The sequence below is a fragment of the Pseudomonas sp. LAP_36 genome, from assembly GCF_019456785.1.
In the GTDB taxonomy this organism is placed as follows: Bacteria; Pseudomonadota; Gammaproteobacteria; order Pseudomonadales; family Pseudomonadaceae; genus Aquipseudomonas; species Aquipseudomonas tritici.
This window is the reverse complement of record NZ_JAHZMS010000001.1, coordinates 680,577-698,071: the sequence shown is the minus strand read 5'-3', so window position 1 is coordinate 698,071 and position 17,495 is coordinate 680,577. Positions and strand designations below refer to the sequence as shown.

The window sequence follows — 17,495 nt, the reverse complement described above, 5'->3', positions numbered from 1 at the left end:
CTCTCCTGATCAACAGGCTGTCGGCGGGTGGCAGGGCGACTTGAGCATAGGCTCGCCAAGCTGTGACCCAGTCGACACTCGCAAGTGCCCGCCACCCGTCGATTCAGCGCTGGATACGCTCGCCAAAGAGAGTAGTTTTTCTCAGAGTCCTTTGGATGGGGGCCTTGTTCCGTTAAGATAGTCGGCTTTTTCACGGCGGGAGTCAGGCAGCATGGCGCAGCAGTATCAACCGGGGCAACGCTGGATTAGTGACAGCGAAGCAGAGCTGGGGTTAGGCACCGTTCTGGCACAGGACGGCCGCTTGTTGACCGTGCTCTATCCGGCCACTGGCGACACTCGCCAGTATGCGCTACGGAATGCGCCCCTCACCCGCGTGAGGTTTTCGCCGGGCGACACCATCACCCATTTCGAAGGCTGGAAAATGACCGTGCAGGAAGTCGACGATGTCGACGGCTTGCTGGTGTACCACGGCCTCAATGGGCAGCACGAGCAGGTCACCCTGCCGGAAACCCAACTCTCCAACTTTATCCAGTTCCGCCTGGCCAGCGACCGTCTGTTCGCCGGGCAGATCGACCCGCTGGCCTGGTTCTCGCTGCGCTACCACACCCTGGAACACACCAGCCGCCAATTGCAGTCCTCGCTGTGGGGCCTGGGCGGCGTGCGTGCGCAACCTATCGCGCACCAACTGCACATCGCCCGTGAAGTCGCTGACCGTATCGCGCCTCGGGTATTGCTGGCCGACGAAGTAGGCTTGGGCAAGACCATCGAAGCCGGCCTGGTGATCCATCGCCAACTGCTCTCGGGTCGCGCCAACCGCGTTCTGATCCTCGTCCCGGAAAACCTGCAGCACCAATGGCTGGTGGAAATGCGCCGGCGCTTCAACCTGCAAGTCGCGCTGTTCGACGAAGAACGCTTTATCGAAAGCGATGCCGCCAACCCGTTCGAAGACACCCAACTGGCGCTGGTCGCGCTGGAATGGCTGGTGGACGACGAGAAGGCCCAGGACGCACTGTTCGCGGCGGGCTGGGACTTGCTGGTCGTCGACGAAGCCCACCACCTGGTGTGGCATGAAGAGAAAGCCAGCCCCGAATACACACTGGTCGAACAGTTGGCTGAAGTGATTCCCGGCGTGCTGCTGCTCACCGCCACCCCGGAACAACTGGGCCAGGACAGCCACTTCGCGCGCCTGCGTCTGCTGGACCCGAACCGCTTCCACGACCTGGCGGCCTTCCGCGCCGAGAGCGAAAACTATCGCCCGGTGGCCGAAGCCGTGCAGGAGTTGCTGGACAAGGGTCGCCTCTCCCCTGCCGCACACACGACCATCCAGGGTTTCCTCGGCAACGAAGGCGAAGCCCTGCTGACCGCCGTCAACGATGGCGACACCGAAGCCAGTGCGCGCCTGGTGCGTGAGTTGCTCGACCGCCACGGCACTGGCCGCGTGCTGTTTCGCAACACCCGCGCCGCTGTGCAAGGCTTCCCGGAGCGCAAGCTGCACGCCTACCCGCTGCCAAACCCGGACGAATACCTGGAGTTGCCGCTGGGCGAACACGCCGAGCTGTACCCGGAAGTCAGCTTCCAGTCGCAGCCGGACATCGAAGAAGAAAACCGCTGGTGGCGCTTCGACCCACGGGTCGAGTGGCTGATCGACCAGCTGAAAATGCTCAAGCGCACCAAGGTCCTGGTGATCTGCGCCCACGCCGAAACCGCCATGGACCTGGAAGACGCCCTGCGCGTGCGCTCCGGCATCCCGGCCACGGTGTTCCATGAGGGCATGAACATCCTCGAGCGTGACCGCGCCGCCGCTTACTTCGCCGATGAAGAGTTTGGCGCCCAAGTGCTGATCTGCTCCGAGATCGGCAGTGAAGGCCGTAACTTCCAGTTCTCCCACCATTTGGTGCTGTTCGACCTGCCGTCCCACCCTGACTTGCTGGAACAGCGGATCGGCCGTCTGGACCGGATCGGCCAGAAGCATGTGATCGAACTGCACGTGCCTTACCTGGAAACCAGCCCGCAAGAGCGTCTGTTCCAGTGGTACCACGAAGCGCTGAACGCGTTTCTCAATACCTGCCCGACCGGCAACGCCTTGCAGCACCAGTTCGGCCCACGCCTGCTGCCGCTGCTGGAAAACGCCGACGACGGCGAGTGGCAAGCCCTGGTCGACGAGGCCCGCGTCGAACGCGAGCGCCTGGAGCAGGAACTGCACACCGGTCGAGACCGCTTGCTGGAGCTCAATTCCGGCGGCGCGGGTGAAGGCGATGCGCTGGTCGAAGACATCCTTGAGCAAGACGACCAGTTCGCCCTGCCGATCTACATGGAAACCCTGTTCGACGCGTTTGGCATCGACAGCGAAGACCATTCGGAAAACGCGCTGATCCTCAAGCCCAGCGAAAAAATGCTCGACGCCAGCTTCCCCCTGGGTGACGACGAAGGTGTGACCATCACCTACGACCGCAACCAGGCACTGTCGCGCGAAGACATGCAGTTCATCACCTGGGAACACCCGATGGTGCAGGGTGGCATGGACCTGGTGCTGTCCGGTTCCATGGGCAACACCGCCGTGGCGCTGATCAAGAACAAGGCGCTCAAGCCGGGCACCGTGTTGCTGGAGCTGCTTTACGTCAGCGAAGTGGTCGCGCCGCGCGCGCTGCAACTGGGTCGTTACCTGCCGCCGGCGGCACTGCGCTGCCTGCTGGACGCCAATGGCAACGACCTGTCGGGCCGCGTGTCGTTCGAAACCCTCAACGACCAGTTGGAAAGCGTGCCTCGGGCCAGCGCCAACAAGTTTATCCAGGCCCAGCGCGACCATCTGACGCCACGGATCAACGCCGGTGAAGAGAAGATCACCCCGCGCCACGCCGAGCGCGTAGCCGAGGCCAAACGTCGCCTGGCGGCGGACACCGACGAAGAGCTGGCGCGCCTGACCGCGTTGCAAGCGGTCAACCCGACCGTGCGTGACAGCGAGCTGGTTGCCCTGCGCAACCAGCGCGAGCAAGGCTTGGCCATGCTGGATAAAGCGGCGCTGCGACTGGAAGCGATTCGAGTCCTGGTAGCGGGTTGATTACCACCCTGCTCCGCTAAAAAGAAGGCCCGCGCAATGCGGGCCTTTTTTATTCGCTTGAGAATATCTGTGGCATTAATAGCGCCTTCGCGAGCAAGCCCGCTCCCACATTTGACCGAGTTGTCATGTCGATCACCGATCAATGTGGGAGCGGGCTTGCTCGCGAAAGGGTCCACTCGGTCTCAAGCCGTAGCCACAGCAGCCGGCACCTCAACCGCCACCAACCCCTCTTTCATCCGTTTGGCATCCCGCACAAAACAGCGCGACGCCTGAAACAAAAACAACAGGGTCAAGAACAGCGCCACCGGAATCAGGTACATGGCGTCATGTAACCCCACCGCCTTATAGGCCTCCGTCATCTGCTCCGCCCCCGCCGCGTACATAGCCGAATGGGCAAAATGATCGGAAAGCCCACCCACGACGATCGGCCCCATCCCCCCACCCAGCAAGTACAACCCGGCAAAAAACAGCGCCATCGCCGTGGCCCGCAGGCGCGGTTCCACCACGTCCTGAATCGCCGTGTACACGCAGGTGTAGAAGTTATAGGCAAACAACCAGCCCACACTGAACAACGCCACAAACACACCAATCTCAATGCGCCCGGCGTGCAACGCCCAGGCAGTGGTCACGGTGGAGATGATCAGGCTGAACGCGGCGAACAACAGCCGGCCATTGGCTACGCGTTGATGGATCTTGTCGGCGATCCAGCCGCCTAGGGTCAGGCCCACCAGGCCGGTCAGGCCGACGATCACCCCGGTGGCCACGGCGGCGTCCTGCAGCGGCATCAGGAAGTAACGCTGCAACATCGGCACCAGGAACGAGTTACAGGCGTAGGTGGCAAAGTTAAAGCACAGCCCGGCCAGCACCAGCCACAGGAAGGTAGGCACCGCCAGCACGCGACGAATCGGGCGGTCGACGCGTTCCTGGGAAACCTGCACGGTTTCCGCCGCGCCACGCTTGGGCTCCTTGATATAGAACATGAACACCGCAAGGATCAGCCCCGGCACTGCCGCGATAAAGAACGGTGCGCGCCAGCTGTCAAACGCCTTGACCATCCAACCGATGGTGAAAAACGCCAGCAATAGCCCCAAGGGCAGGCCCAGCATGAAAATGCCCATGGCCCGCGCGCGACGGTGCGCCGGGAACAGGTCGCCAATCAGCGAGTTGGCCGCTGGCGCATAGCTGGCCTCGCCGATGCCGACGCCCATGCGCACCAGCAAAAACGTCCAGAAACTGCCGACCAGGCCGTTGACCGCCGTCAGCCCGCTCCAGGCGAACAGGCCCCATCCCATCAGCTTGCTGCGCGAGCCGGTGTCGGCCATACGCCCCAGGGGCAAGCCGGCGATGGCGTAGACGAGGGTAAAGGCGGTGCCGATGATGCCGAGCTGGAAGTCGCTCAGGTGCCATTCCATACGGATTGGCTCAATGATGATCGCCGGAATGGTGCGGTCGAAGAAGTTGAACAGGTTGGCCAGGAACAGCAGGAACAGAATGCGCCAGGCATTCGCCGCTTGGGTCGAGTTCTGCATGGGTCCGTCTCTTTTATTGTTATGAGAGCTGCGATGCCCGCTGCATCCTGCCCGGTACCTGCAACATAGTCAGGCGGGCGGCGGTTGTCTGTAATGATTCGTAAAGCTGATAGGGCATGATTTCACCCGGTGCTGCGGGACTTTGCCTACGAAAATATAAGTCCGCGCCCCCCTTCCCAACAGCCATGGCGCGGATAGAATGGCGAGCCTTCCCGTAGTCCCCCCTCTACTTATCCTATTGATGACGCCCATGTCCGAAGCCAGTCCGTGTCTGAGTTGCGGTGCCTGCTGTTCATACTTTCGTGTGTCTTTCTTCTGGGGAGAGTGCGCCTCATCGGGGGGCACGGTGCCCGACGACCTGGTGGTGCAAATCAACCCAACGCGCGTGGCGATGATCGGTACCGACCAGAAACCCGCCCGCTGCTGCAGCCTTGAAGGTGAAGTGGGTAAAGGGACGAGTTGCTCGATCTATGAGCAACGCTCAAGCCCCTGCCGCGAGTTTGAAGCGTCGTGGAGCCAGGGTGTGCAGAACGTCGATTGCGATGCCGCACGCGCCGAGTTTGGCTTGGCGCCGTTGCATGCGCCATTCGAATTGGAGCTGCCCATCAGCGCTTAGCATCAAACGCTATGAGCAGCATGCAAAAATAATTCAGAGCAAAGTGCCATCATTCCTGGCAAATTCCGTAAGGCTTCTATACTTGACCTCATAGGTCATCGCCGTAGGCAGTGACGTGACGCTATGACGGGACATGCTATGGAATGGCTGGGTCTGCATTTGTTCACCGGGCTTCCGGAAAGCGGGCATTTATTACTCAATTGCAGTCATAACCCCTTTTTGGTGCTGCTGGCCTACCTCGTCGCTTGCGCGGCAGGCTTTGGCACGCTCGACATGGCTGAACGCGTAGGTCATGTCGAGAACCCGACCGCGCAGCGCCATTGGCGCTGGCTCGGCGCCAGTTGCCTGGCGGGCGGGATCTGGTCCACCCACTTCATCAGCATGCTGGCCTTCCAGGCGCCTATCGCGATTCACTACGACCTGTTGATGACGTTCGCGTCCTTGCTCATCGCGCTGATCGCCTCGTTGATCGCCATGCAGACCCTCAGCCATCCTCACCTGCGGTTCCACCAATATGGGCTGGCCTCCCTATGGATGGGTGTCGGCATCGCCTTGATGCATTACGTTGGCATGTCGGCCATGCGTTCCCAGGCCCAGCTGTATTTTGAGACCGAGTTGTTCATAGCCTCGGTGGCCATCGCCATGGGCGCAAGCCTGGCTGCGTTGTTGCTGTCGAGCTACCTGCGCACCGGCACCGGCGTGTTTCATCAACTGCTCAAATACGCCGCCAGCCTGGTCTTGGGTGCGGGAATCCTGAGCATGCATTTTACCGGCATGGCCGCGATGCAATTAATTGTTCCCACTGGGGCTGACCTCTCATTGCCTTCGGATAACAACCCTATCCAGCTGGGTTTGTCGGTGGCGGTCATCACCCTGCTGGTGATTGGCAGCAGCATCAGTGCTGCCCTGGCCGACAAGAAACTGCAGCATAAGGAACGCGACCTGCGCCGGGTTAATGCGTTGCTCAGCGAACTGGATCAGGCGCGCGCTTCATTGCAACAAGTGGCCCATTACGACGCCCTGACCAGCCTGCTCAATCGACGGGGCTTCAACCAAATCTTTGCAGAGAAGCTTGCCGAAAAAACCGCCTCCCACGGCATGATGGCGGTGATTTTTCTTGATATCGACCACTTCAAACGCATCAACGACAGCCTCGGGCATGACGCAGGTGACCAGTTGCTCACCGTGCTGGCCGCGCATATCAAGGGCTCGGTGCGCAGCCATGCCGACGTGGTTGCGCGGTTCGGCGGCGATGAGTTCTGCATCTTGATCAGCATCCACCACCGCGACGAAGCCCGGCACCTGGCCCAGCGCATCATGCAACAGATGAAAGAACCCATCGAGCTGGCCGGTCGACGCATGGTAATGACCACCAGCATCGGCATCAGCCTGTTCCCCGATGACGGCCTCACCTGCGAGGAGCTGCTGAAAACTGCCGACCTGGCGCTGTATCAGTCCAAGGACACTGGGCGCAACACCCTGAACTTCTTCAGCTCCAACCTGAAAACCCGCGCCTTTCTCGAACTGCAATTGGAAGAGGAACTGCGCGGCGCTTTGCGCACCCACGACCAACTGGTGCTGTTCTATCAACCGATCTTTGACATGAAGCTGGGCAAAGTTACGCGGCTAGAGGCCCTCGTACGCTGGCAACACCCAAAGCACGGCCTGCTGGCACCAGATCGGTTTATCGGCATCGCCGAAAGCAATGGGCTGATTGCCGAATTGGACCACTGGGTGTTGCGCCAAGCCTGTCATGACCTGAGCATGCTTTCTGACAGAGGCTATACCGAACTGACGATGTCAGTGAACTGCTCGGCCCTGAACCTGGCCCGTGACGAGCTGGCGGATGAAATCGAAGATGCGCTGCGCTTCAGCGGCGTCGCCGCCAACCGCCTGGAGCTGGAAGTCACCGAAAATGCGCTGATGGGCAATATCAGCAGCACCCTGACGCTGCTGCGGCAAATTCGCGCGCTGGGCGTGTCGCTGGCCATCGACGACTTTGGCACCGGCTACTCGTCCCTCGCCTACCTCAAGCGCCTGCCGCTCAATACCTTGAAGATCGACCGCTCGTTTATCCAGGATATTCCCAAGTCCACTGCGGATATCGAGATCGTTCAGGCGATTATCGGGATGGCCCACACCCTGCACTTGCAGGTAGTCACTGAAGGCGTCGAAACCCAGGCGCAATTCGAGCTGCTGCTCAAGCATGACTGCGATTTCGTCCAGGGTTACCTGCTGAGCCCGGCAGTGGCGGCCAGTGACATCATGGGTGTGATCCAGAGCATCAACATGCGTAACCCGCTCTACCCGCACAGCGTGGTGGGCGCCAAAGACAACAGCTCGCCGAAAGAAACGTCCTCAAGCCGCGGTGGCTCTACGTCCATCGTCAGGCCAATTCGCTGACGCCCAATATTTGGCATTTCGCCATCATTCGCCTAAAGAACACCGACGAACGGCCGATTCATCAGAGTCCGGCCGGGTTTTCCCTGAAGAAACCAGGGTTATCCCCCTTCGGCCAGGACAAGGACGCACTGCAAAGTCGCGAACACCCATTCCGTGATGGCCCTTTGATTTGTTTCAGCCATCCGTTCAGGCACATGGCGCACAATGACCTCTAAAAATAACTCTGCCACCGTGGTATCCGACGTGTTGCTCCCAGCTCCTGCGGACAAGCCCTCAGGCTCAAAGTCATTGAGCACCGCCCGGCCGCTGGCCACCCAGCAATACCTGTACTTCACCGAAACCAATACCGACCGCATCCTCGACAACCTCGATGGCCTGCGCGACATGGTGTTCCCGCGCCCGCCCCACCTGGAAGGCGACAGCGATCCGCGCAACGAGCAGGAATTCCCCTCGGTGTGCCTGATCGGCCTGGGCCGCTGCGGTTCGAACATCGCGCTGGACGTGGCGGAGCTGGTGTACAACGCGCGCAAGTTCTATTTGAACGAGTTCAGCAACGAAGACAAGTCGCAGGACAAGGGCTACAGCCCGGCCCAGTGGATCCGCAACAACCTGCGCCTGGGCAGTGGCAAGGCGAGCAAACCGGTGTTCCTGGTGGAACCGCTGGTGATGCTCGGCGACCTGGACAAGGACATCGCCGGGCGCATCCGCTTCTCGCGCAAGGGCGAAAAAAGCGGCTTCCTGCGCGATTACAGCAAGATGAAAATCATGGACCTCTCGGAAGTCCATGCCGGCGGCGCCGGTAACGCGCCGATCCTCGGCCAGTACCTGGCCAAGATCATCCTCAATAAAGACACCCAGCGTTTTTCCAGCCCCGATTGGAAGATGATCCACTCGTACCTGATCGACTCCTGCGGCATCAAGGCCAACCAGTCGCGCCTGTACTTCTCGATCTTCAGCGCCGGCGGCGGCACCGGCTCGGGCATGGCCTCGGAATTCGGCCTGGCTCAGCAACACTCGTACATGAACAAGACGTTCGACACCAAGCCCGCCGACGAGCATGACAGCAAAAGCGGCCACGCCTTTGTGTTTGAGCCGATCTTCACCAGCGGCATCTGCGTGCTGCCGAATATCTCCGACCACCGCAGCGAAATGTCCGAGGCGTTGCACATCAACGCCGGGCGACTGCTGTGCAAATACCTGTCGGAAGAATGGGACTTCTCTTACAACTTCGACAACGAAGACAGCAGCGAAGCCAGTGTGAAGGGCCGCATCCGGCCGTGGAACGCGATGATGCTGATCTCCAACGACATCATGCGTTACGCCGAAGAAAGCGATGACGGCAATATCCAGAACATTGACGTCAATGCCATGGAAAAACACGCCAACCAATACATTTCCCAGCAGATCTTCAACATCCTCACGGCCCAGGCCGTCACCACCGACTACGACCAGAACTACTTCCGCCGCGCCGGTATCGACATCGGCGAAACCATTCGCCTGGATGCCAACGACCTGTTCATGAGCCTGGCCGGACCGGTAGCGATTGCCTACGCCGAGTCAGTGGTTCCGGAAACACCGGCACCGTCGAATGACAAATTCAAGGTCTTCGAGAAAGAGCCACAGCGCCTGAACATCGACGACCTGTTCTTCCGTTCCATCGACCTGCCGCACTTCAACAAGGTCACCCAGGCCATCGAAGGCATCAGCCTGTTGCCGATCGAATCGAAGCGTTACAAGGCTTCCTTGGAGCAGTACAAGAACTCCGGCTACGACGCGGCGGCGCTGCATGACCTGCACTTCTTCAAAAATTGCTCGTCAGTGGTGTCGATCGTGTCCCTGCCCAAGGACTACAAGCTGTCCTACATGGACCTGAACCGGCTCAAGACCCACCTTAACAGCCTGTTCCCCAACACCACCCTCAAGCGCTACGCCTTGGTGATCGGCGCCTCAGCCAACTTATCCCTGACCACCCTGATCGCGAAAAGCCCGTGCCTGTCGGATGACTTCCTGACGTTGATCGTGGCGTTCATCAAACGCTGCTTTGCGCGCAACCCGTACCGTTTCGACGACACGCTGGACAACTCGATCCTGGACTTCATCATCCACGAAGACTTCGACGAAGACCGTATCGATGAGCTGCTCAACGAGTTCGAGAACCCGGCGAAGATCCTCGATACCAACTGGTACGCGATCAAGCCGATGTATGAGAAGAAGTACCGCGAGTTGATCAACGACAAAGACAAGTTCGTGTCAATCAATGACATCCGCCTGTCGCGGGATTGTGTGAAGAAGGCGATCAAGTACTTGCGTGAGATTTATCGTCACCGGATCGGGAAGACCAAGGTTATTTCGTTGAATAACCACACCGGTAAGACCGGCTGAGGCATTGCGACGGTACCGCTCGGTACCGTTACTGTTTCATCAGGCTCTTCGTTTCTGCAGATAATCGACGATGACTTGTTCGTCTGCAGGCTTAGCTGGCCGGGGCAGCTGCTCTGGCCAACCGGCACCCTGCGTGCCGAAAAACTGCTTCTGCTCAGCCTCATCCCAGCCGCGGATTTCACGCGAAGCCGACTCCCACCAGCCCTGCCGGCACACGTCGTAATAGGGGTTCTCTGGTGCCGCGCTGCCGTAGAGCAAGTCGCGGCCGACTCTTTTCAGGTGTTTGCGCTGATTGCGCAGTTTCCATTTGATGAGCAGCCGCTGCCAGGCTGATGGCAAGGGCTTGACCTGCGGCACGTCCAGGCAACGCATGACCAACTCAGGCCCGAAGGTTTCACCGTGAAGGCTGAAAAAATGCGCCTGCATGGCGTGAAAGAAGCGTTTTTCGGCGTAATAGTGATGAACGATTTTCTTCGACTCGCGCACCGTCTTGCCACGCATCGCAAAGGAAATCGCGATTTGCTCGATGGTGTGGATATCAAAGGAACCCTGGGTCCACTCGTCGATCAAGCGGATCGACGTTTCGAGCAGCGCGGTATCACTGGCGCACACACCGCACAGGCCACTGTTGTAGAGCTTGAAGCTGTTGCTGGCAGAGACTCCATGGGAGTGCAGGTGCTGGCCCAGCTTGAGGTAGTCCGGGCGTTTGCAGACGTAACGCCAGTCGTACTCGAGCTCGTCCATCACATACTGGCCAGGCTTGATGAGTTCAAACACGCAATGGGGGGATTTGAGGAACAACGTGTCGGTGTCGACGAACAGGGTTTTGTCCGCCAGCTTCAACCCTTGTGCGATTGCACATGCCTTGCGCCGGTGGAGGTAGCCGTTTTCGCCCTGCCATTGGGTCAGGGTCTGCTCATCCAGCTCGATGGTTTCCACCGGCCAGCCGATGAAGTCCTGGGGACGATCAGTCATGACCCGGATGCACAGCGACTCACCCTGCTTGAGCTGCGCCAGGGCAGTGAGAATGCTGAATTTGGCCTCACGCCGGTAAACATCCTGTTTACCGTAGATAAGGTAAAGCAACTGGTGCGAGGGTTTCGCTGAGAGGGGCAGCGTTGAAGGCATGACTGGCTCCGAGTAACAAGCCGCGGACTTTACCGGATTTCAGTCTTTCCTACCCTGCGATCTGACAGCTGCCGGGCATATATTCACACCGAGAAACAATTCTCCGGCCTGTTCGGTCATCGGAAAACTGTTCCCATGACGTGCCCGTCACCCTGCGCTGTGACCTTTCTCCACGGCAAGGTGCCATCACCGCGCCAGCGGTTACCCCGCTACACACTTTCAAACGGGCAAAGCACGCACCATTTCGGTGCTCAGCCTGCGGGCACTGCCCTTTCCTGGATCAGGATCCAGGGCGAAACCACCACCGCCCATAAGCTCGGGTCGCGCTCCACCAAGTCCAATGCCCGCGTCGCAGACACTTCGCCAAGGCTCCCGGCAGCCAGCCAGGCAGCGACTTTGTCGCGGTTGTCCTCAGCCACTCCCTCGGCAGCCTCGATCAAATCCAGGCCGGCATCGACCCACAATAGGGCACCCTTGGCAAAGAACGGTTCAAGCTCCTTCCAGGATATTTCGGCGGTTTCACCGAGCAGCTTGGCATAGAGGGTGCTAGGTTCTTGCGTCATGGGACTTCACCTGAAGAAAAAAACGGCGCAATCATAACGTCACGCATCAGGTAGAAAAACCCAGTTGCAAATGAGTCATCGATAGAAAGTGTCAGGAAAGCCAAGGATTGCCCGGAACTCTGGCATCACCTCGCCGCAATTCTGTCTTTTTCTTTCATTTATGCGACACCCCCGGGTTTTGCCCCCAGCAGCCAGCTTTTCAAGCGATCAACCGGCGCTCTACACTGTACCGGTACAGTTGCCAGGGCACTGCCGGGGGATATCCGAGATATCTGATCCGGTTCTGCAGCTCACAAGGCCGCTAGAACTATAAAAAATACAACAGTAAGAGTGGAGCACTATGAATAAGGCTACTAAGCAGATTTCCAAACTGTTTGCCGCTATGGTCCTGGCTGGGGTTGCCGGCCATTCGTTCGCAGCCGACACCATCAAGATCGGTATCGCAGGCCCTAAAACCGGCCCAGTGACGCAATACGGCGATATGCAATTCATGGGTGCCAAGCAGGCAATCGCCGACATCAACGCCAAAGGCGGCGTCGATGGCAAAATGCTCGAAGCCAAGGAATACGACGACGCTTGCGACCCTAAACAAGCCGTGGCTGTCGCCAACAAAGTGGTCAACGACGGCGTCAAGTTTGTGGTCGGCCACCTCTGCTCCAGCTCCACTCAGCCAGCCTCCGACATCTATGAAGACGAAGGCGTGATCATGATTACCCCGGCTGCCACCAGCCCGGAAATCACTGCACGTGGCTACAAGCTGATCTTCCGCACCATTGGCCTGGACAGCGCACAAGGCCCAGCGGCCGGCAACTACATCGCCGACCACGTCAAGCCGAAAATCGTTGCCGTACTGCACGACAAACAGCAATACGGTGAAGGCATCGCCACCGCCGTTAAACAGACCCTCGAGAAAAAAGGCACCAAGGTTGCCGTCTTTGAAGGCCTGAACGCCGGCGACAAAGACTTCTCCTCGGTCATCCAGAAACTCAAGCAAGCCAACGTCGACTTCGTCTACTACGGCGGCTACCACCCTGAGCTGGGCCTGATCCTGCGCCAAGCCAAGGAAAAAGGCCTGAACGCCAAGTTCATGGGCCCAGAGGGCGTCGGCAACGACTCCATCTCGCAAATCGCCCAGGGCGCTTCCGAAGGCCTGCTGGTGACTCTGCCTAAATCCTTCGACACCGATCCGGCCAACAAAGCCATCGTTGAAGAGTTCGCCAAGAACAAGCAGGACCCAACCGGTCCATTCGTGTTCCCAGCCTACTCGGCTATCGAAGTGATCGCCGGCGGTATTGCCGCAGCGAAGAGCGAAGACACCGCCAAAGTGGCAGCCGCCATCCACGCGGGCACCTTCAAGACCCCTACCGGCGAGCTGAGCTTCGACGCCAAGGGCGACCTGAAAGACTTCAAATTCGTGGTCTACGAATGGCACTTCGGTAAGCCAAAAACCGAAGTTTCCCCTCAGTAAGCCAGGCATTACTGGTCCAACAAGCCCACTGTGAGAGCAGTGGGCTTTGTTTTACGAGGTTTATGGGCCTGTCACCCGCGATCCGGGCGCTGGCTCACCTGAAAATCTTAAAACCGTCACCAGCGGTTCGCTGGCAAACGCTTTGTGCAACCTGCTCACAGAACAGGGCACAGGCCGGAAATGACTCCACCAGTGAAATGCGTATCGGGTTTTTAGGAGCGCTGTAATGCCTGAGATCTATCATTTTTTCCAACAGCTGGTTAATGGCCTGACCATTGGCAGCACCTATGCCTTGATAGCCATTGGCTACACAATGGTTTACGGCATCATTGGAATGATTAACTTCGCCCATGGCGAGGTGTACATGATTGGCTCCTACGTGGCCTTTATCGCCCTTGCCGGGTTGGCCATGATGGGTATCCATTCCCTGCCGCTGTTGATGACCGCCGCGTTCCTTGCGTCGATCGTCGTGACCAGTGCCTATGGCTACAGTATCGAGCGCGTTGCCTATCGCCCCTTGCGTGGCAGCAACCGTTTGATCCCGCTGATTTCCGCCATCGGCATGTCGATTTTCCTGCAGAACACCGTATTGCTGTCCCAGGACTCCAAGGACAAGTCCATTCCCAACCTGATTCCGGGGAGCTTCTCCTTCGGCCCAGGTGGCGCACAAGAAGTGCTGATTTCGTATATGCAGATCCTGGTCTTCGTCGTCACCCTGGTGGCCATGCTGGGCCTGACCCTGTTCATCTCTCGCTCCCGTCTGGGGCGCGCCTGCCGGGCCTGCGCCGAAGACATCAAGATGGCCAACCTGCTGGGCATCAACACCAACAACATCATCGCCCTGACCTTCGTGATCGGCGCCGCATTGGCGGCCGTCGCGGCGGTGCTGCTGAGCATGCAGTACGGCGTGATCAACCCTAACGCCGGCTTCCTGGTAGGCCTCAAGGCCTTTACCGCGGCGGTGTTGGGCGGCATCGGCAGCATCCCGGGCGCGATGCTCGGCGGGCTGGTGCTGGGCGTGGCCGAAGCCTTTGGCGCCGATATCTTCGGCGACCAGTACAAGGACGTCGTGGCGTTCGGCCTGTTGGTTCTGGTGCTGTTGTTCCGTCCGACCGGCATCCTGGGCCGTCCGGAGGTTGAGAAAGTATGAGCAGATATCTTAAATCGGCGTTTTTCAGCGCCTTGCTGGTGTGGGCCGTGGCCTTCCCGGTACTCGGCCTCAAGCTGAGCATTGTCGGCATCAACCTGGAAGTGCATGGCACCGGTCCCGTGACCCTGACCATCATCGCCCTGTGTTCGGTGCTGATGTTCCTGCGCGTGCTGTTCACCCAGCAGGTCGGCGCCTTGCTCAAGGGCAACCGTGCGCCGTTGGTGTCGCCCAAGGTCAGCCAATTCCTGACCCTACCGCGCACCCAGCGCTACATCATCATCGGCCTGATCGTGGCCGCGTTGATCTGGCCGTTCTTCGGCTCGCGCGGCGCGGTCGACATCGCCACCCTGATCCTGATCTACGTGTTGTTGGGCCTGGGCCTGAACATCGTGGTGGGCCTGGCCGGCCTGCTCGACCTGGGTTATGTGGGTTTTTATGCGGTGGGTGCCTACACCTACGCGCTGCTGTCGCACTACCTGGGCTGGAGCTTCTGGATCTGCCTGCCGCTGGCCGGCATGGCGGCGGCCACGTTCGGCTTCCTGCTGGGCTTTCCGGTATTGCGGTTGCGCGGTGACTACCTGGCCATCGTGACCCTGGGCTTCGGTGAAATCATCCGCTTGTTCCTGCGTAACCTCACCGATATCACCGGCGGCCCCAACGGCATCAGCAGCATCCCCAAGCCGACCTTCTTCGGGCTGTCGTTCGACCGCACCGCCGCAGAGGGCATGCAGACGTTCCACGAGTACTTCGGGATTGCCTACAACCCGGTGAGCAAAGTGGTGTTCCTGTACCTGGTGGCGCTGTTGCTGGCACTGGCAGCCTTGTTCGTGATCAACCGCCTGTTGCGCATGCCGATAGGCCGCGCTTGGGAAGCATTGCGCGAAGACGAGATCGCCTGCCGTGCACTGGGCCTGAACCCGACCATCATCAAACTCTCCGCCTTTACCCTGGGTGCTGCATTCGCCGGTTTCGCCGGTAGCTTCTTTGCCGCTCGCCAAGGTCTGGTGACGCCGGAGTCGTTCACCTTCATCGAGTCGGCGATCATCCTCGCCATCGTGGTACTGGGTGGCATGGGCTCGCAACTGGGTGTGATTTTGGCCGCGATCGTGATGATCCTGTTGCCGGAAATGATGCGTGAGTTCAGCGAATACCGCATGTTGATGTTCGGCGCCATGATGGTGCTGATGATGATCTGGCGTCCTCAAGGCCTGCTGCCCATGCAACGTCCACACATGGAGCTGCGCAAATGAGCCGCGAGATCCTGAAAGTCGAAAATCTGAGCATGCGTTTCGGCGGTTTGCTGGCGGTCAACGGCGTGGCCCTGACCGTGAAAGAGAAACAGGTTGTAGCGTTGATCGGCCCGAACGGCGCCGGCAAGACCACGGTGTTCAACTGCCTCACCGGTTTCTACAAGCCGAGTGGCGGCAGCATCCTGCTGGACGGTCAGCCGATCCAGGGCCTGGCCGGTCACGAGATTGCCCGCAAGGGCGTGGTGCGGACCTTCCAGAACGTGCGGTTGTTCAAGGACATGACGGCGGTCGAGAACCTGCTGATCGCCCAGCACCGTCACTTGAACACCAACTTCTTCGCGGGCCTGTTCAAGACCCCGGCGTTCCGCAAGAGCGAACGCGAGGCCATGGAGTACGCCGAGTACTGGCTGGACAAGGTCAACCTCACCGAGTTTGCCAACCGCCCCGCCGGCACCTTGGCCTATGGTCAGCAACGTCGCCTGGAGATCGCCCGCTGCATGATGACCCGCCCGCGGATCCTCATGCTCGACGAACCGGCCGCCGGCCTGAACCCCAAGGAAACCGAAGACCTCAAAGCGCTGATCAGCGTGTTGCGTGAAGAAAACAACGCCACCGTGCTGTTGATCGAACACGACATGAAACTGGTCATGAGCATTTCCGACCACATCGTGGTGATCAACCAGGGCACGCCTTTGGCCAACGGGACACCGGAGCAGATCCGCGACAATCCTGAAGTGATCAAAGCCTATTTGGGGGAAGCGTAAAATGCTGCAATTCGAAAACGTTTCCACTTTCTACGGCAAGATCCAGGCCCTGCACAGCGTCAACGTGGAAGTGCGCCAAGGCGAGATCGTGACGCTGATCGGCGCCAACGGTGCCGGCAAGTCGACCTTGCTGATGACCCTCTGCGGTTCACCGCAGGCCCACAGCGGCAGCATCCGCTACATGGGTGAAGAACTGGTGGGCCAGCAGTCGTCGCAGATCATGCGCAAGAGCATTGCGGTAGTACCGGAAGGCCGTCGCGTGTTCTCGCGCCTGACCGTCGAAGAGAACCTCGCCATGGGCGGGTTCTTCACCGACAAGGGCGACTACCAGGAGCAGATGGACAAGGTGCTGCACCTGTTCCCTCGGCTCAAGGAACGCTTCAGCCAGCGCGGCGGCACCATGTCCGGCGGCGAGCAGCAAATGCTCGCCATCGGCCGGGCGCTGATGAGCAAGCCCAAGCTGTTGCTACTCGACGAACCTTCGCTTGGCCTGGCGCCGATCATCATCCAGCAGATCTTCGACATCATCGAACAACTGCGCAAGGACGGTGTGACGGTGTTCCTGGTGGAGCAGAACGCCAACCAGGCGCTGAAGATTGCTGACCGTGCCTACGTGCTGGAAAACGGCCGGGTGGTGATGCAGGGTACGGGCGAGCAGTTGTTGACGGACCCTAAGGTGCGCGAGGCATACCTCGGCGGCTGATCAGCTTTCAATGTGTGTGCAAGCCAGCTCCCACATTTGCTTCGTGTGATCTCTGGAATGGCGTTGCTTGAAACTATTTTCGGCTGATTTGTAACGAACCCCACCCCCCTCTCTCTAGTGGTACAAGCAGGCATTCAAGCCCGCCAACCCACCCCACTGGAGAGACACCATGACCACCAAACTGTCCGCTGCCACCCTCGTCCTGGCCCTCGGTTCCGCGCTGAGCCTGTCGGCCCTGACCACCACCGCTCACGCCGCCGACGACATGCAAAAGTGCTTCGGTGTCGCCGAAGCCGGCAAGAACGATTGCGCCGCAGGTGCTGGCACTTCCTGCGCCGGCACCTCGAAAACCAAGGACCAGGCCAACGCCTGGAAACTGGTTCCGGCCGGCACCTGCCTCAAGACCCCAAGCTCCACCTCGCCGACCGGCTTCGGCCAGGAAGCAGCCTTCACTGCCAAGTCCTGATCCTCGAAAAACCTG

13 protein-coding genes are annotated in these 17,495 nt (G+C 59.6%); 10 read left to right on the top strand and 3 right to left on the bottom strand.

Going from position 1 to position 17,495, the window contains the following annotated elements; genetic code table 11:
* The first annotated feature begins 211 nt into the window (after nucleotides 1–211).
* The gene (gene rapA, locus JBO08_RS03270) at nucleotides 212–3,058 is read left to right on the top strand and encodes an RNA polymerase-associated protein RapA (protein WP_065873272.1); all 2,847 of its coding nucleotides are present in this window, start codon (nucleotides 212–214) and stop codon (nucleotides 3,056–3,058) included.
* A 182-nt stretch (nucleotides 3,059–3,240) separates the two neighbouring features.
* Here rapA and JBO08_RS03265 read toward each other — a convergent pair whose 3' ends face one another.
* A complete protein-coding gene (locus tag JBO08_RS03265) occupies nucleotides 3,241–4,587 on the bottom strand; it encodes an MFS transporter (protein WP_065880042.1) in 1,347 nt (448 codons plus the stop codon).
* A 250-nt stretch (nucleotides 4,588–4,837) separates the two neighbouring features.
* On the opposite strand from JBO08_RS03265, the gene JBO08_RS03260 reads away from it, so the two are divergent.
* The 3 genes from JBO08_RS03260 to JBO08_RS03250 all read left to right on the top strand — a co-directional run bounded on the left by JBO08_RS03260 (nucleotide 4,838) and on the right by JBO08_RS03250 (nucleotide 9,988).
* The gene (locus tag JBO08_RS03260) at nucleotides 4,838–5,203 is read left to right on the top strand and encodes a YkgJ family cysteine cluster protein (protein ID WP_186755067.1); all 366 of its coding nucleotides are present in this window, start codon (nucleotides 4,838–4,840) and stop codon (nucleotides 5,201–5,203) included.
* Between the two features lie 138 nt (nucleotides 5,204–5,341).
* Complete coding sequence (locus JBO08_RS03255; protein ID WP_186755065.1) at nucleotides 5,342–7,606, top strand: bifunctional diguanylate cyclase/phosphodiesterase; 2,265 nt, start codon at nucleotides 5,342–5,344, stop codon at nucleotides 7,604–7,606.
* A 204-nt stretch (nucleotides 7,607–7,810) separates the two neighbouring features.
* On the top strand, nucleotides 7,811–9,988 hold the full coding sequence (locus JBO08_RS03250) for a hypothetical protein (RefSeq protein WP_065880045.1): 2,178 nt from the start codon (nucleotides 7,811–7,813) through the stop codon (nucleotides 9,986–9,988).
* 39 nt (nucleotides 9,989–10,027) lie between these two features.
* Here JBO08_RS03250 and JBO08_RS03245 read toward each other — a convergent pair whose 3' ends face one another.
* Together JBO08_RS03245 and JBO08_RS03240 are read right to left on the bottom strand one after the other, a co-directional pair.
* On the bottom strand, nucleotides 10,028–11,116 hold the full coding sequence (locus tag JBO08_RS03245; RefSeq protein WP_065873277.1) for a hypothetical protein: 1,089 nt from the start codon (nucleotides 11,114–11,116) through the stop codon (nucleotides 10,028–10,030).
* 251 nt (nucleotides 11,117–11,367) lie between these two features.
* Nucleotides 11,368–11,679: a DUF2288 domain-containing protein gene (locus tag JBO08_RS03240; protein WP_220074532.1), complete on the bottom strand. Its 312-nt coding sequence runs from the start codon at nucleotides 11,677–11,679 to the stop codon at nucleotides 11,368–11,370.
* Between the two features lie 340 nt (nucleotides 11,680–12,019).
* Between JBO08_RS03240 and JBO08_RS03235 the strand changes: the two genes are divergently transcribed.
* The 6 genes from JBO08_RS03235 to JBO08_RS03210 all read left to right on the top strand — a co-directional run bounded on the left by JBO08_RS03235 (nucleotide 12,020) and on the right by JBO08_RS03210 (nucleotide 17,480).
* Nucleotides 12,020–13,147: a branched-chain amino acid ABC transporter substrate-binding protein gene (locus tag JBO08_RS03235; protein WP_065873279.1), complete on the top strand. Its 1,128-nt coding sequence runs from the start codon at nucleotides 12,020–12,022 to the stop codon at nucleotides 13,145–13,147.
* A 226-nt stretch (nucleotides 13,148–13,373) separates the two neighbouring features.
* Entirely contained in the window at nucleotides 13,374–14,297 is a 924-nt protein-coding gene (gene livH / locus JBO08_RS03230) for a high-affinity branched-chain amino acid ABC transporter permease LivH (protein ID WP_003231100.1), read from the top strand.
* Nucleotides 14,294–15,547 carry a high-affinity branched-chain amino acid ABC transporter permease LivM gene (locus JBO08_RS03225; RefSeq protein WP_065873280.1) on the top strand — a complete coding sequence of 418 codons (1,254 nt, stop codon included), beginning with the start codon at nucleotides 14,294–14,296 and terminating at the stop codon, nucleotides 15,545–15,547. Before livH ends, JBO08_RS03225 begins: the two co-directional genes overlap by 4 nt.
* Nucleotides 15,544–16,311, top strand: coding sequence for a high-affinity branched-chain amino acid ABC transporter ATP-binding protein LivG (livG, locus tag JBO08_RS03220; RefSeq protein WP_010212365.1), 768 nt, complete (start codon nucleotides 15,544–15,546; stop codon nucleotides 16,309–16,311). The genes JBO08_RS03225 and livG overlap by 4 nt, the downstream gene beginning before the upstream one ends.
* 1 nt (nucleotide 16,312) lies before the next feature.
* Nucleotides 16,313–17,014 carry an ABC transporter ATP-binding protein gene (locus JBO08_RS03215; RefSeq protein ID WP_010212366.1) on the top strand — a complete coding sequence of 234 codons (702 nt, stop codon included), beginning with the start codon at nucleotides 16,313–16,315 and terminating at the stop codon, nucleotides 17,012–17,014.
* Nucleotides 17,015–17,183: 169 nt separating this feature from the next.
* Nucleotides 17,184–17,480 carry a DUF2282 domain-containing protein gene (locus JBO08_RS03210; RefSeq protein ID WP_012722651.1) on the top strand — a complete coding sequence of 99 codons (297 nt, stop codon included), beginning with the start codon at nucleotides 17,184–17,186 and terminating at the stop codon, nucleotides 17,478–17,480.
* Nucleotides 17,481–17,495 lie beyond the last annotated feature (15 nt).

Coding starts and splice junctions, on each gene's coding strand:
- rapA (WP_065873272.1), top strand. CDS start 212: ATGGCGCAGCAGTATCAACCGGGGCAACGCTGGATTAGTGACAGCGAA.
- JBO08_RS03265 (WP_065880042.1), bottom strand. CDS start 4,587: ATGCAGAACTCGACCCAAGCGGCGAATGCCTGGCGCATTCTGTTCCTG.
- JBO08_RS03260 (WP_186755067.1), top strand. CDS start 4,838: ATGTCCGAAGCCAGTCCGTGTCTGAGTTGCGGTGCCTGCTGTTCATAC.
- JBO08_RS03255 (WP_186755065.1), top strand. CDS start 5,342: ATGGAATGGCTGGGTCTGCATTTGTTCACCGGGCTTCCGGAAAGCGGG.
- JBO08_RS03250 (WP_065880045.1), top strand. CDS start 7,811: ATGACCTCTAAAAATAACTCTGCCACCGTGGTATCCGACGTGTTGCTC.
- JBO08_RS03245 (WP_065873277.1), bottom strand. CDS start 11,116: ATGCCTTCAACGCTGCCCCTCTCAGCGAAACCCTCGCACCAGTTGCTT.
- JBO08_RS03240 (WP_220074532.1), bottom strand. CDS start 11,679: ATGACGCAAGAACCTAGCACCCTCTATGCCAAGCTGCTCGGTGAAACC.
- JBO08_RS03235 (WP_065873279.1), top strand. CDS start 12,020: ATGAATAAGGCTACTAAGCAGATTTCCAAACTGTTTGCCGCTATGGTC.
- livH (WP_003231100.1), top strand. CDS start 13,374: ATGCCTGAGATCTATCATTTTTTCCAACAGCTGGTTAATGGCCTGACC.
- JBO08_RS03225 (WP_065873280.1), top strand. CDS start 14,294: ATGAGCAGATATCTTAAATCGGCGTTTTTCAGCGCCTTGCTGGTGTGG.
- livG (WP_010212365.1), top strand. CDS start 15,544: ATGAGCCGCGAGATCCTGAAAGTCGAAAATCTGAGCATGCGTTTCGGC.
- JBO08_RS03215 (WP_010212366.1), top strand. CDS start 16,313: ATGCTGCAATTCGAAAACGTTTCCACTTTCTACGGCAAGATCCAGGCC.
- JBO08_RS03210 (WP_012722651.1), top strand. CDS start 17,184: ATGACCACCAAACTGTCCGCTGCCACCCTCGTCCTGGCCCTCGGTTCC.